Below are 13780 nucleotides of genomic sequence, written 5' to 3'. Positions count from 1 at the left end.
GTGTTTGATTAATCACTTTGAACTGCGGCGTTTCAGCGATATTTGGGACATAAATCAAGCTCAAATATTGATTTGGTTTTTTTTTAATCAAATGAAAAATATAAGTAAAAAAACGGTTGACGCCCGCTGGGCTCGACCGTATTATTCTTCGCATCTTATGCAGAAGCCTTGATAAGTCAGTTAAATTATCGTTCTGTTTAAAGAATCTGAAGCGTGGTTTAATTTTATTAGACTATCGCTTTGACATCAGCGGCCTATCACGCTGGGGTTAGCGGGTTTTGAAACATCGTCAGATGTTGGATATGGAAGAATTTGGAGCGGTAGTTCAGTTGGTTAGAATACCGGCCTGTCACGCCGGGGGTCGCGGGTTCGAGTCCCGTCCGCTCCGCCAAATTAATAAAAAGGCCTTACAGCAATGTAAGGCCTTTTTATTTCTATCTTTTTCATCAAATAATTGCAGCATAAAATCGCTGCAGCTTGCAGTCCATCGCTGTTGCGCCTTGGTTTCACTTAGGTCATGCAGTCTTCGATAAACTTTATAGCGTTTATGCATTTGCTGCTATTGTTAAGCGAAATAGATAATTCCCGAGCCATTATCATGCTCATGTCATCTATTTCATTAAAGATAATGCGAGCTCATTGTTTTCCTCACCTAAAGGATTTTTTATGGTTGAACAAATCACGGGTATGTTAGCGCTGATTGGAGTGTTATCGCTTTTTTGTCAATGGCTTGGTTGGAAACTACGCTTACCGGCAATTTTGCCCTTACTGCTCTGTGGACTCACCCTCGGCCCCGGACTTGGTTTCCTCAATCCCGATGTGATTTTTGGCAATTTACTCTTTCCGATCATTTCTCTCGGGGTTGCCGTGATCTTGTTTGAGGGCGCTTTGACCCTCAACTTTAAAGAAATCAAAGATCATGGTCGTATGGTGACGCATCTTGTGACTATAGGGACAGTGATAACTTGGGCTTGTATCAGCACGGCCACCTTTTATTTACTCGATTTTAGTTGGGAAATAGCACTCCTCTTTGGCGCATTAGTGGTGGTGACGGGACCGACGGTTATCGTGCCTATGCTTAGAAGTGTGCGCCCTAAATCCCAACTTGCCAGTATTTTGCGCTGGGAAGGCATAGTTATCGACCCCATAGGCGCATTGCTGGCGGTATTAGTTTTTGAATACATAACTGTTTCAGGCGATCCCACGACACATGTGCTCTATGCATTAGGCTCTATGCTTTCGCTAGGATTAGGGCTCGGCGCTGCGGCAGGTTACCTCACAGGGCAAATATTAAGACGCAACCTGTTACCACATTATTTGCGCAATACCGCAGTCTTGACCTTAATGCTGGGTATCTTTGTCGGCTCTAACCTATTACAGGAAGAGTCGGGTTTACTGACTGTGACCGTTATGGGCATTTGGCTTGCCAATATGCGCGGTGTGGATATTGCTGAAATCCTCGAATTTAAAGAAACCTTAACCGTACTGTTGATTTCGGCACTGTTTATTTTATTGGCGGCGCGATTAGATTCTAATGCCATGCTCGACTTAGGTTGGGGTGGACTGGGCGTTTTAGCGGTCACTATGTTGCTAGCACGGCCACTGAGTATTTGGGTTTCTGGTATAGGCACCTCTTTATCGAGGGCTGATAAGTGGTTTTTATGCTGGATTGCACCGCGAGGCATTGTCGCTGCGGCGGTATCGTCATTGTTTGCGATTAAGTTAGAAGCCAACAATGTGCAGGGCGCTGATGCGATTGTGCCCTTAGTGTTTTTAATTATTATCGGCACGGTTGTTATCCAAAGTTTAACCGCGGGACGTTGGGCGCGATTCCTAGGTGTCAAAGCCGATTCTGCCCAAGGTCTATTGATTTTCGGTGCTTCTAAATTTTCCCGTGAGTTAGCTAAAATCTTAAAAGCCAAGGATATCAAAGTGCTATTGGCTGATAATAACTGGGATAACATACGCCTCGCACGTATGGATAATATCCCAGTGTATTTTGGTAATCCCGCATCGGAACATGCTGAAACCTATATGGATTTAACGGGGATTGGCCGCGTGTTGATCATTTCGCCTTATCGACAATTGAACCCTTTAGTGAGTTTCCATTTTCAAGATTTCTTTGGCACTAAGAAGGTCTTTGGCTTAAATAATACCGAGGTCGGCAGTGCGCGCCACCAGCTCTCAGAAAGTTATAAGCAGCGTTTATGTTTGTTTGGTGATGCCGTGTCCTATGCCAAGATAGCAAGCCTAATGGCGAGAGGCGCTCAGCTTAAAGTGACCAATTTAACTGAAAACTTCAGCTTTGAGCATTTCCGTAAGCGTTACGGTGAAACGGCTATGCCACTGGTTTATTTAACCAAGGAAGGTAAGGTCGTTGTAGTGTCTGGCAACGATACTGTGTTCCCGAATGGTATTGAGCTGATTAGCCTGTTGCCGATTGAAGCCTTAGAAGAAGCCAAAGTACAGCAAGCGATTGCAGAGCGAGAAGCACAGGAAGCCCAAGAGAAAGCCGCAGCAGAAGCCGCTTTAGCGAAGGTAAAAGCGGAAGAGGAGGCTGAGCAATTAAGGCTCGAGAAATCAGACGCTAACACTGTAATAAATGACGAAGCTGACAAGGGTGTGGTGGATAACATGATAAAGAGTTAACTTGAGCATGTCATAAGGTATTACTGCCATGTTTTATCTTGTTGATACGACAAACTCACTCTCATATTCGCAAGTTAAACTGGAGAATACCGATGTTGAAATGTTCCACACTCATGTGCTTGAGTCTTGCTTTTGGACAGGCGCACGCAGCTGAACAATGGCTACTGACAGCGGATCTCTGGGGTAATCCTGTGTATGGCACACTGACATTAACATCCAAGGGTGACAATCTCAGTGGCGATATAGACGGTGACAAGCTGAGCGGACATCGCCAAGGTACAAGTCTTACCTTTGAAAGCATAGATGCGAATGGCGCGCTCTATCACTATGAGGGCAAGATGCAGGATAATACCATTGAAGGTATTGCCGATTTTCCTGATACCAATCATCCAAAAGTTCGGGTGAAACATGCCTTTTCGGCAAGGAAAATAGCCACGCGTCCAGAAGGCCAACCGCGGCGTTATGAATTCATGCCGACAAACTATTCCAATCTATTTGATCCTCATCGCACACCCGTCCTCACGATTTGGCCTGGGGATACAGTACAAACAAAAACGATTGACTCGGGTGGGGTCGATGAGCACGGCGTCACTAAGGCTCTATTTGGAAATCCACAAACTGGCCCTTTCTTTATTGCCACCGCCGCGCCAGGGGATACGCTGGTCATACGGATAAATCGACTTAGATTGAATCGAGATTATGCTGATAGCTTGGATGCGATAGTAGGGCGAGCATTGGGGGCACGTTTTGCAACTCAAGCGGACGAACTTGGAAAGCCTGTGCGCTGGAAATTGGACAGAGAGCGTGGAATGGCGAGCTTGGAAACGCCAACTGAGCATTTAAAAGACTACACAATTAAAGTACGGCCTATGCTAGGTGGGCTGGCTGTTGCACCAGGTTTTGGTTCTGCGCCCGTATCTACGGGTGATACCGGACGCTTTGGAGGCAACATGGACTTTAACAAAGTAGTTGAAGGCAATATTGTTTATTTACCCGTGCAACAACCTGGTGCTTTACTCTATCTTGGCGACTCTCATGCGTTGCAAGGGGATGGGGAAACCTCGCAGTATGCTTTGGAAACCTCTATGGATGTTGAATTCACGGTTGATGTGATCAAGGCTAAATCGATAGCGATGCCGCGTGTTGAATCACCGGCTCAGATCATGGTCTTAGGTCAGGCGGGATCATTAGATGAGGCATTACGTTCGGCGACAACAGGGCTTATTCAGTGGTTACAACTAGATTATGGATTGACGCTGCCAGAATGTGCGATTCTCCTCGGCAGTGCTGCTCATTATTCTGTTCCTAATCTCGCTGGGCGCAGCGTGGGCGTTGCCTTGAAGCTTGATAAGTCACTTCTTACTATGCCTCGTTTGCAGTAAGTATTGATACACGACGCAGTGCATTTTAGCTTATATTAACGATGTATTCTTAGTTTTAAAGCACAACGCTTGGCACTGTATTCACGCCATTACATTGTTTTTTTTGTTCCGCGGGACTAGCTGTTATGCGACATCGTTTGCAGGATAAAGGATAAGCTATGTTAACGCTGAATAGCTTTCGTCATCTGGTTGTGAAGCTTTATGTGATTGAGCTTGTATCATATTGAGCGGTTGATTCGTGACGGAGGCAGATAGACTTATAAAAAAGGAGACTAATTAGCCTCCTTTTTGTGGGTTTAATCTTACTGAGTGGATTACGCTGCGCGTTCCTGTGAAGAGGTTGAAACCACTTCTGGACGCAGTTCAGCAGGGTCAAAGTCATCAACGTTGATTGACTTCATACGACCGATTTCCGCTCTTTCTAGCAAGTTAACTTCATCGTCGCTCAGCACGCCCAGTGCTTTACCTTCAGCGGCTACTTTATCTAACCACATGAAGGGTAGACGTTTACCGCTCGCCTTACAGACTTTGTCATGCAGAGGCTCAGATGCAATGATGTCCAGTAGCGTTTGTTCTTGGATACCCACAGCATTGTGCTCAGAGTTGGTCCAGAACTGGCCTTTACCTAGACGGTCACGGCTTTCACACGGTGTTTGCATGATCTTAGCGACTTTATGATCTAACACATCGCTTGGGCGTTTCAGTGGACGACCGAATGGGAACATCACCACGCGTAATGCGCCGCCAAGACCCATAGGGAAGTTATCCAATAAATCGTCTAACGAGGCTTGCAACTTGTACAGCGCATCTTCAACCGCCCACTGCACTAATGGTAAGTCGTCGGTTTGGCGGCCTTCATCTTCATAGCGTTTCAGCGTGGCTGATGCCAGATACAGTTGGCTCAGTAAGTCACCTAAACGGGCAGAGATACGCTCTTTACGTTTAAGGTTGCCGCCCAAGGTTGCCATGGCTAAGTCAGAGAGCAAGGCAAGGTTGGCACTGAAACGGTTCATCTGTTGATAATAACGTTTGGTTTTATCTGAATAAGGCGCGTTAGAGAAACGGCTTGATGTCAGACCTAGCCAGAAGCTACGGATGAAGTTACTGGTCGCAAAACCAATGTGACCAAAGATGGCTGCATCGAAGTTAGCTAAACCTTGACCCGATTCGGTATCAAATGCTGACTCCATTTCTGCCAGTACGTAAGGATGGCAACGAATTGCGCCTTGGCCGTAGATGATCATAGAACGGGTCAGGATGTTTGCGCCTTCAACGGTAATCGCGATAGGCGCAGCTTGGTAGCCACGACCTAAATAGTTGTTAGGGCCAAGACACACGCCTTTACCACCGTGAATATCCATGGCATCGATAACGCATTTCTGCATACGATCCGTCAGGTGATATTTCACAATTGCAGAGATAACCGATGGTTTTTCACCTAAGTCGATACCTGTGGTGGTCAACGTTGTCACTGCATCCATCAGATAGGCGTTACCGCCGATGCGTGCCATTGGCTCTTCGATACCTTCAAGCTTGCCGATAGGCAATTTGAATTGACGACGAATGCGAGCATAAGCACCCGTTGCCAGCGCTGCGGTTTTCACGCCGCCAGCTGAGTTTGATGGCAGTGTGATACCACGACCCACTGATAAACATTCCACCAGCATGCGCCAGCCTTGACCAGCCATTTTCGGGCCGCCAATGATGAAGCTTAATGGGACAAACACTTCGTTGCCGTGAGTTGGACCGTTTTGGAACATACAGTTGAGCGGGAAGTGACGACGACCAGTTTCAACTCCTTCCATATCGGTAGGGATCAAAGCACAAGTAATGCCGAGTTCTTCTTTATCGCCAAGTAGATGTTCTGGATCGCGCAGTTTAAAGGCTAAGCCTAATACTGTCGCGACAGGTGCTAAAGTGATGTAACGCTTGTTCCAGGTCAGTTTCATACCCAGAACTTCTTCACCTTCCCATTGGCCTTTACACACGATACCAAAGTCAGGAATAGAGCCTGCATCGCTACCAGCTTCTGGGCTGGTCAGTGCGAAGCAAGGTACTTCTAACCCTTTGGCTAAACGTGGCAAATAATGGTTTTGTTGCTCTGGCGTGCCGTAATGTTGCAGCAGCTCTCCAGGGCCTAAAGAGTTAGGCACACCAACAGTTGATGCCAACTCACTGCTCAAACCCGCAAGTTTCTGTAACACGCGCGATTGGGCATAAGCTGAATATTCTAAACCGCCGTATTTTTTCTTAATGATCATGGCGAAGAAGCCATTATCTTTCAGATATTGCCATACGTCGGCAGGCAGATCGGCAAGTTGATGTGACACTTGGTGTTGATTCACCATGCGGCACACTTCTTCAACAGGGCCATCGAGGAAGGCCTGTTCGTCTGCACTTAAACGCGCAACTGGGTAGTTATGTAGTTTTTTCCAGTTAGGGTTACCCGCAAACAGATCGGCTTCCCACCAAGTGGTGCCGGCTTCAATCGCTTCTTTCTCTGTTGAAGACATTTCCGGCATGATGCCGCGATATACCTTCATCAGTGGACGACTGATCACATTTTGTCTAAATGCACTGATATTTAACGGCAAGGCTACCACAAGGAAAATGATCCAAGAGATAGGGCCGACAACATCGAATGTCCATCCTGCTGTCATCACAACAGCGGCTGCAATAGTGGCAGTGAGCAAAGATACCCGAAGGTAAGCTAGGGCTCCTAGCACTAAGATCATGGCGATGATCCAAAGTAGGGTAGTCACTGTAATTCTCCTTAAATATGACCGAGTGCCAACCACAGGTCATAGAGTGTTTTGTTGATTGCGATCACAATTATAGTTTGTGGTCAGACCTGTGTCGCATAAAAGTTAAACCTAAGACAATTTTAATACAAGTATTTTTCAAACAATTGTTTAAATTATTTGTCAGCTTTGGTCATTCCACAAATGTCATCAACTAGTTACAATGCTAACAAGTGGATTTTTGATTGATGATGGGCGAGAAATATGTGCGAGTTACTGGCGATGAGCGCCAATGTGCCAACCGATATTGTGTTTAGTTTTACGGGATTAGCACAACGTGGAGGCGTAACAGGTCCCCACGTGGACGGCTGGGGTATTACGTTTTACGAGGGCAAAGGCAGCCGTACTTTTAAAGATGCTTGCCCGAGTAGCGAATCGCATATTGCAAAATTGATCAAATCCTACCCGATTAAAAGTGAAGTGGTGATAAGCCATATTCGCCAAGCGAATCGCGGCTGCGTATCTTTAGAGAACACCCATCCTTTTACCCGCGAATTATGGGGACGTTATTGGACCTATGCCCACAATGGCCAATTGACGGACTATCTGCCCAAGTTCAACGTTTCGCGCTATCAACCCGTTGGCGATACTGACAGCGAACTCGCTTTCTGCTGGATTTTGGAACAAGTTGCCCAGAAGTTTGGCGGCACTAAACCCGAGGATATGTTGGCTGTGTTCCATTATGTCGCGACGTTGGCCGAGCAAATCCGTGCCTTAGGTGTGTTCAACATGATATTGAGCGATGGCGAGCATTTGATGAGCTATTGCAGTAACAATTTATGTTACATCACTCGCCGCGCGCCTTTTGGCAAAGCGAAACTTATCGATACCGATGTGGTGATTGATTTTGATAAGGAAACCACGGCCCACGATGTCGTGACTGTGATTGCGACTCGTCCATTGACTGAGAACGAACAGTGGCATGTCATGCAGCCCGGTAACTGGAAGTTGTTTAGATTAGGCGAGCTGTTAATCGATCTTTGATGTTATCCAACAGTACTAACACCTGTGCTAAAAAAAGGGGGCGAGCAGATTTGCGGCTGATTTTGCTTTGTTCAGGTCACTTTTTAAAAAGATTGAGTCAGTATCCAACACATCTTCTAGCAATGAATGGTTAGTGATAGACCATTAGCAACGAACATGCGGTAATGAACTGTTCGCTATGAACTAGTAGCTATGAACTATTAGCTATGAGCATTAACCGAACATTAGAGGCTGGCCCTAGATTCCGTTAATATTAGTTCGGTTAAATATTAGCTCGGTTAGATATTCATTCGGTTCGGTATAACTTCGGTTTGGTTTTATCGGTGTGAGTTCAGCTAAGGCTTTGTATCATTGAGCTAAGTTGATTTCCTTAACTTAACTCAATGCTTTGCCAGTTAACCTTCTGTCGTACCTAGCAGTTTTGGTACTTGCGGTCGCTCAGCAATATCTGCCGGCTTGCTTTCTTGGCTCACAACTTCATCGAAGTGATATTTAAGTAACTTGATATCGAGCTGCTTACTGCCTTTTTCAAAATGTGTTAACCGCACGGGCAGGTAGGCTAAGTCTGGCGCCATCCAGAAGAAGGTTTGGCGCTTTTTATTGTCACGCACCACTTCAATTTTGACTGTGTCGTAACTGCCACTGTCGATGTTCATCCGTTCTCTGCCAATCACATGGAACTTGTATTCATCAAGTTCGTTGTCTTTGACCATCTTGTAGTCAAGCGCTTCTTTGCCCGCGGCCATATCGAGCCTGAATTGCAATTGCACCATTAGCGGATCGAAAATTTCGCCTTCATAGGGGAATTTGCCTTTCTCGTCTTTATAACGGGTATGAATAAAGCCCTGCGCTTTGGCGAACGCGGTTTGCTCTGTGTAATTCGGGCCGACACCTTGGCGCTGCTGTAAGTAACGCAAAGGGCTGAGTTGACTATTTTCTTGAGTAAATTCACTCAAAATGTGGCGCACATCGGTTAGCAATAACAGGCTAAGATCGCTGTCAAAACGATACTTATACACCCCATCTTCTGGATTGGGCAGCGTGTATTTAGCTTTACCGAGTTCGATATCCCCATAGTTGACTTGGTATTCGGCCGTCTGCGGCGTGAGCGGCGTCGGCGCGGCTATGGCAAACATACAGTGGGTGAGGGCAGTTAAGCTCACTAATAATGTGGGAATGGTACGCAAAGAATGCTCCTTGGGTCGCAGGTTTTCACCTTGTATCACTACAAAACGCTCAGTAGTGGTTGATAAAAAAGTGTCGAGTAGCATGCTTACTTACACAGTTCAGGGTAAATCAGTTCAGCGTAAATCAAAAATCGGAATCGACGGTTAGCAGGTTATAGCCGAGGCCGACACTTCTGTAAATAGCGATGTAAACAGTTTATGGATCAGTATATTAAACTAAAATGGCATTGCCATGACTAAAGTGACCAGATCGGGACGCCACTGGTACTCAGACAAACTAACTTTGCCGCAGTTCACTGTTATGCCTTCGATTCTTAATAATTCCATCTGTTCCTGAAAGGAGACTGAATTTTTCTCGAAGGAGATTTTACCCTGACTATTGAGTACTCTGTGCCAAGGCAGAGACAAATGCTCGGGTGCCGATTTGAGTGCCTTGGACACATAACGTGCTCGCCCCGGTAATCCCGCATAATCGGCAATTTTGCCATAACTGCTGATTTTTCCCTGCGGGATCATCGCAACGATATGCCAGATTTTCGCCATGGGAGACAAGTCCACCGCTTGGGGCTGGTGACTCGCTAAATCCTGTTCATCTTGTTTATCTTTTTCAAGATAGCGATACAGCGGCGATTTGTCTTTCTGAAACGATGCCATTGAATACTTGGCCCTCAGCTAAATGCGTGTTCATGCTTAGAAAATCAGGCTTAAAAGGTCACACAGTAAAAGTCGCCCGCGACGAGGTTGCGCTAGTGTAACGGCAAAGTCTGGTTTAGCGGAAGAAGTGAGGACATTAAGCGTTCAATGGATTATGCATTACTCGACATTTTTTATCGACTATCTCGATTGCTAACAAAATATTTAAACTGTTTTTAGCTTAAATATTGTGTAAATGGTCAAATAGTCCATAATAGCGCCAATTTTTTTGACTCGCTGAGAGAAGATAACTGGCATGGCTGTACTCGATATTCTAACAATTCCCGATGAGCGCCTTAAACGTAAAGCGCAACCTGTAAAAGATATTGAAGCTGTTCAGGGATTTATCGATGATTTAATCGAAACCATGTATCACACGGACGATGGTATCGGTTTAGCGGCAACGCAAGTCGGCAGTACGGATGCGATTATCGTGATCGATTTATCTGACGGTCGCGACCAACCTCAAGTGCTGATCAATCCTGAAATCGTCGAAAAGTCTGGCGAGTTTGTGGGTGAAGAAGGGTGTCTGTCGATCCCCGGTTATCGCGCTAAAGTGTCACGTTTTGAGAAGGTCAAAGTGACCGCATTAGACAGAACGGGCAAGGCTATCGAAATCGAAACCGATGAGTTTTTAGCCATAGTATTACAGCATGAAATCGACCATTTACATGGCAAAGTGTTTATTGAACATTTATCCATGTTAAAACAACAAATTGCGCTTAAAAAAGTGCGTAAATACGCTTAAGCCTATTGCATAAAAGCGTGCACAAAAAAGTGTATAAGCGTGTGTGACACTACCTGACTAGCCGCATTTTATGATGCGGCTTTTTTGTATCTAAAATTGGTATGTAAAACCTGAGTTTGAATGTCTTTGATTTGATATGTGAACATAACGACTTGTTTTAACTGTAATGAGTGGATAAGGTAGCCAGCAATATCCGCTAGCAATAAATTCAGTAGCATCATTAGCGGCAGTGTATGGATACGGTAGGGAAACAGATGAAACTTAAGATCATAACCAGCGGCATAATCTCACTCGCAATGCTTTCACTCAGTGGCTGCAGCGCGTTTTTTAACGGTAATACCACAGATAAAAAGGCGGTATCGAGTAGCTTAGTTGAATACTTATATCCAGATGAGAAGAGCCGCCAAGCCCAGCAGCCATCCTTACCTGTACTGCGTTTGCCAATTACCGTCGGCATTGCTTTTTTACCTTCATCCCATTGGCAAGCCGATGCCATAGACAGTCGCGCCCAAGTCGCTTTGCTCAACAAGGTGAAACAATCCTTTATCAAATACGATTATATCGATCGTATTGAAATCATTCCGAGCACCTATCTTAAAAATGGCAAAGGTTTTAATACCTTGCAGCAAGTTGCCCGCCTGCATGACGTCGATGTGATGGCACTGGTATCTTACGATCAACTGATGCAAAGCCACGAGAACAAATCCGCCATCCTTTATTGGACTATCGTGGGCATGTATTTAATCCCTGGCAATGAGAATGCCATTCAAACCTTTGTTGATACCGCAGTGTTCGATATGCGCAGCCAAAAGATGTTATTTAGGGCGCCGGGCATTAATCAGTTAACTGAAAGTTCAACCGCTGTTGGCGTGACGACAACCCTAAGAGAGAAATCCTATGAGGGCTTTGATCTCGCGGTGAACGATATGATAGTGAATTTAGACGATGAACTCGCCCGCTTTAAAACTCGGGTTAAAGAAGAGCAGGTTGCCACCATAGAACATAAACAAGGTTACAGCGGCGGTGGCAGTTTATCGCTATTGATACTTTCACTACTGGGGATTTTTGCGCTGCGCCGTTTAACGATTTGCCGTGAATAAAAAAATTAAGCGCCAATTAAGATCGTTAAGGATGAGCAAATTGAAGTTTGCTTTGAATCAAGACGTGGGCAAAAAGTATATAAAGTTGAGCACAGGTTCTGGTTATCAACTTACTTGTAGTTAACGTTTTGATTTTATTTTTAAAGTGGTTTGCAGAGGCTGTGGTGTTGCGTCGAACACCACTTACGCGGGCGCGATAGGTTACGCGTTTAACAAGGAGAAAAATTAAATGGATTTAAATTCACTATTACTGTTTGCAGTTGCTTGCCTTGCTATCAATCTTATCCCTGGACCCGATGTTATCTACATTGTATCTAACACAATGAAAGGGAAAATGATCAGTGGGCTTAAAGCTGCGATGGGTTTAGGTGTGGGTTATTTTGTTCACACGCTTGCTGCTAGCTTGGGATTATCTGCCATCATTCTCAGCTCAGCGTTGGCTTTTAGTATTGTGAAGTGGTTGGGCGCCGCGTATCTAGTGTATTTAGGCATTCAAGCGTTAATATCAATGTGGCGTGGCAACAATAAAATTGTGGTTGATGACAATAGCAAACCAAACGGCAACGTATTTTACCAAGGCATTGTCGTTAGTGTACTTAATCCTAAAGTCGCTTTATTTTTTCTCTCTTTTTTGCCGCAGTTTATTGATCCGTTAGCAGGTTCAACGTCAATTCAGCTGTTAACCCTTGGTCTTATTTTCAGTTTGTTAGCGACCCTGTGTAACGTCCTTTATGCGTCGGCAGGAAGCTGGGTATTTAGTCGGCCCAATTCCCAGCGTTATTCCAGAGCCTTAGAGGGAATATCAGGTGTGTTGCTTATTGGCTTGGCCAGTAAAGTCATGACCAGTGATAGATAGTGGAATATGGTTAGGCCGCTAAGAGCTGGGACAGGGCTCAAATAAGCGGATCTGAGTTGATGAAAGACCCCGAAAGCAAGCAGTTTTTCATAAGCCACCCATCGTAATTTAGCGATGACTCCTTTGTGAGTCACCAATTTCGCAACTAGGCTTAGTATCTTTAATCCAGCACAAGGAGTGTGATGATGCCACAGCCAAGGAGAACTCAAATCAGTTTGGAAGATACGCCTTTTTATCACTGTTGTAGTCGAGTCGTTAGGCGTGCCTATTTGTGTGGTGAAGACCATTTCTCTGGTAAAAACTACGACCATAGACGTGAGTGGGTAGAGCAACAACTGCTTAAGCTGGCTCAGGTTTTTGCTATTGATGTCGCTGCTTATGCGGTGATGAGCAATCATCTGCACTTGGTACTCTGCGTGGACATTTACCAAGCTAATCAATGGAGTGATAGGGAAGTGCTTGAGCATTGGCATCAGGTATTTAAAGGCACTGAATTAACACAACAATTTGTCAAAGGGCAAGTTGTTGAAGCCCATGACGTGGTTAACCTTAAACACCATATCGCTCTATACCGCAGTCGCTTAAGTGATATTTCTTGGTTTATGCGAGCGTTAAATGAACCTATCGCCCGTAAGGCAAATCAAGAGGATAACTGCACAGGACGCTTCTGGGAGGGCCGTTTTAAATCCCAAGCCCTACTCGATGAGGCGGCAGTGCTCGCATGTATGACCTATGTTGACCTCAACCCTATCCGCGCTCAACTGGCCACATCACCAGCGACCTCGAACTTCACCAGTATTCAACGGCGTATCCGCGCGGTATTGGCAGGCAAACAACCCGAAACCTTACTGCCTTTTATCGGTAATGAGCGGGACAATATGCCTAAAGGGCTGCATTTTGATTTACAAGAGTATCTACAACTTGTTGACGATACCGGCAGAATTATTCGCGATGATAAATGCGGAAGTATCAGTTCGAGCAGTGCTAGCTTACTGAGTCGCCTTAATATTCCGCCTGAGCATTGGCTTAAGCTCACTCACCATTTCGGACAGCTATTTAAAGGTCCCGTGGGTACTTTGCAAGAACTTACTTGTTATTGCGAACACCTTGAAAAGCGACGAAGGCACTATCGCCACTGCTGTCTGAATTTAATGGCAAGCTGAGCTATTTAGAGATAGTCCACATTCAGAGATAGTTCAGCGCCAAACTTCACTCATCCATAGCAGTGGAGAGTTTGACTCGAACCAAATCGACCTAATTCCTGCTAACGATCTGAAAATCAACAAATAACCAGGGATAATCCACCGAAAACCTGACTTTTCAATCTCAGCCACAAACCGTTTGGTAAACGTAGCTTCGATATTGTTGGTTATTTTTATA

Annotated in this window: 10 protein-coding genes and 1 tRNA gene; 8 read left to right on the top strand and 3 right to left on the bottom strand. The window is 45.2% G+C overall.

Annotation, left to right across the window (positions count from 1 at the left end; translation table 11 throughout):
• Nucleotides 1–314: 314 nt before the first annotated feature.
• The 3 genes from Q4Q50_RS19370 (at nt 315) to Q4Q50_RS19360 (ending at nt 4031) form a co-directional block, all read left to right on the top strand.
• Nucleotides 315–391: transfer RNA gene (locus Q4Q50_RS19370), tRNA-Asp, on the top strand.
• A gap of 275 nt (nt 392–666) precedes the next feature.
• Nucleotides 667–2649, top strand: a complete 1983-nt coding sequence (locus tag Q4Q50_RS19365; RefSeq protein WP_311900711.1) for a cation:proton antiporter — start codon at nt 667–669, stop codon at nt 2647–2649.
• A 92-nt stretch (nt 2650–2741) separates the two neighbouring features.
• Complete coding sequence (locus Q4Q50_RS19360; RefSeq protein WP_311900710.1) at nt 2742–4031, top strand: acetamidase/formamidase family protein; 1290 nt, start codon at nt 2742–2744, stop codon at nt 4029–4031.
• 314 nt (nt 4032–4345) lie between these two features.
• On the opposite strand, the gene fadE is transcribed toward Q4Q50_RS19360, so the two are convergent.
• Complete coding sequence (gene fadE, locus Q4Q50_RS19355; protein WP_311900708.1) at nt 4346–6793, bottom strand: acyl-CoA dehydrogenase FadE; 2448 nt, start codon at nt 6791–6793, stop codon at nt 4346–4348.
• Nucleotides 6794–7036: 243 nt separating this feature from the next.
• On the opposite strand from fadE, the gene Q4Q50_RS19350 reads away from it, so the two are divergent.
• Nucleotides 7037–7816, top strand: coding sequence for a class II glutamine amidotransferase (locus Q4Q50_RS19350; protein ID WP_006081496.1), 780 nt, complete (start codon nt 7037–7039; stop codon nt 7814–7816).
• Between the two features lie 395 nt (nt 7817–8211).
• Here the strand turns inward: Q4Q50_RS19350 and Q4Q50_RS19345 are convergent, their stop codons facing one another.
• Nucleotides 8212–9003, bottom strand: coding sequence for a DUF3108 domain-containing protein (locus Q4Q50_RS19345; RefSeq protein WP_311900706.1), 792 nt, complete (start codon nt 9001–9003; stop codon nt 8212–8214).
• A gap of 216 nt (nt 9004–9219) precedes the next feature.
• A complete protein-coding gene (locus Q4Q50_RS19340) occupies nt 9220–9657 on the bottom strand; it encodes an MGMT family protein (protein ID WP_311900705.1) in 438 nt (145 codons plus the stop codon).
• Between the two features lie 295 nt (nt 9658–9952).
• Here Q4Q50_RS19340 and def point away from each other — a divergent pair, with 295 nt between their 5' ends.
• The 4 genes from def to Q4Q50_RS19320 all read left to right on the top strand — a co-directional run bounded on the left by def (nt 9953) and on the right by Q4Q50_RS19320 (nt 13563).
• Nucleotides 9953–10444 (top strand): peptide deformylase, encoded by a 492-nt coding sequence (def, locus tag Q4Q50_RS19335; protein ID WP_006081499.1) that lies wholly within the window; start codon nt 9953–9955, stop codon nt 10442–10444.
• 254 nt (nt 10445–10698) lie between these two features.
• On the top strand, nt 10699–11544 hold the full coding sequence (rhlP, locus tag Q4Q50_RS19330; protein WP_259504996.1) for a rhombotarget lipoprotein: 846 nt from the start codon (nt 10699–10701) through the stop codon (nt 11542–11544).
• A gap of 229 nt (nt 11545–11773) precedes the next feature.
• Nucleotides 11774–12400: a LysE family translocator gene (locus tag Q4Q50_RS19325; RefSeq protein WP_259515624.1), complete on the top strand. Its 627-nt coding sequence runs from the start codon at nt 11774–11776 to the stop codon at nt 12398–12400.
• Nucleotides 12401–12585: 185 nt separating this feature from the next.
• Nucleotides 12586–13563 (top strand): transposase, encoded by a 978-nt coding sequence (locus Q4Q50_RS19320; protein WP_311900702.1) that lies wholly within the window; start codon nt 12586–12588, stop codon nt 13561–13563.
• The last annotated feature ends 217 nt before the right edge of the window (nt 13564–13780 follow it).

It is taken from the genome of Shewanella scandinavica (assembly GCF_031932065.1).
In the GTDB taxonomy this organism is placed as follows: Bacteria; Pseudomonadota; Gammaproteobacteria; order Enterobacterales; family Shewanellaceae; genus Shewanella; species Shewanella baltica.
This window is presented reverse-complemented; position numbering and strand designations above follow the sequence as displayed.

What these genes read in the sequence shown, in the direction of transcription:
- Q4Q50_RS19365 (WP_311900711.1), top strand. Translation starts at nt 667, where the DNA reads ATGGTTGAACAAATCACGGGTATGTTAGCGCTGATTGGAGTGTTATCG.
- Q4Q50_RS19360 (WP_311900710.1), top strand. Translation starts at nt 2,742, where the DNA reads ATGTTGAAATGTTCCACACTCATGTGCTTGAGTCTTGCTTTTGGACAG.
- Q4Q50_RS19350 (WP_006081496.1), top strand. Translation starts at nt 7,037, where the DNA reads ATGTGCGAGTTACTGGCGATGAGCGCCAATGTGCCAACCGATATTGTG.
- Q4Q50_RS19340 (WP_311900705.1), bottom strand. Translation starts at nt 9,657, where the DNA reads ATGGCATCGTTTCAGAAAGACAAATCGCCGCTGTATCGCTATCTTGAA.
- def (WP_006081499.1), top strand. Translation starts at nt 9,953, where the DNA reads ATGGCTGTACTCGATATTCTAACAATTCCCGATGAGCGCCTTAAACGT.
- rhlP (WP_259504996.1), top strand. Translation starts at nt 10,699, where the DNA reads ATGAAACTTAAGATCATAACCAGCGGCATAATCTCACTCGCAATGCTT.
- Q4Q50_RS19325 (WP_259515624.1), top strand. Translation starts at nt 11,774, where the DNA reads ATGGATTTAAATTCACTATTACTGTTTGCAGTTGCTTGCCTTGCTATC.
- Q4Q50_RS19320 (WP_311900702.1), top strand. Translation starts at nt 12,586, where the DNA reads ATGCCACAGCCAAGGAGAACTCAAATCAGTTTGGAAGATACGCCTTTT.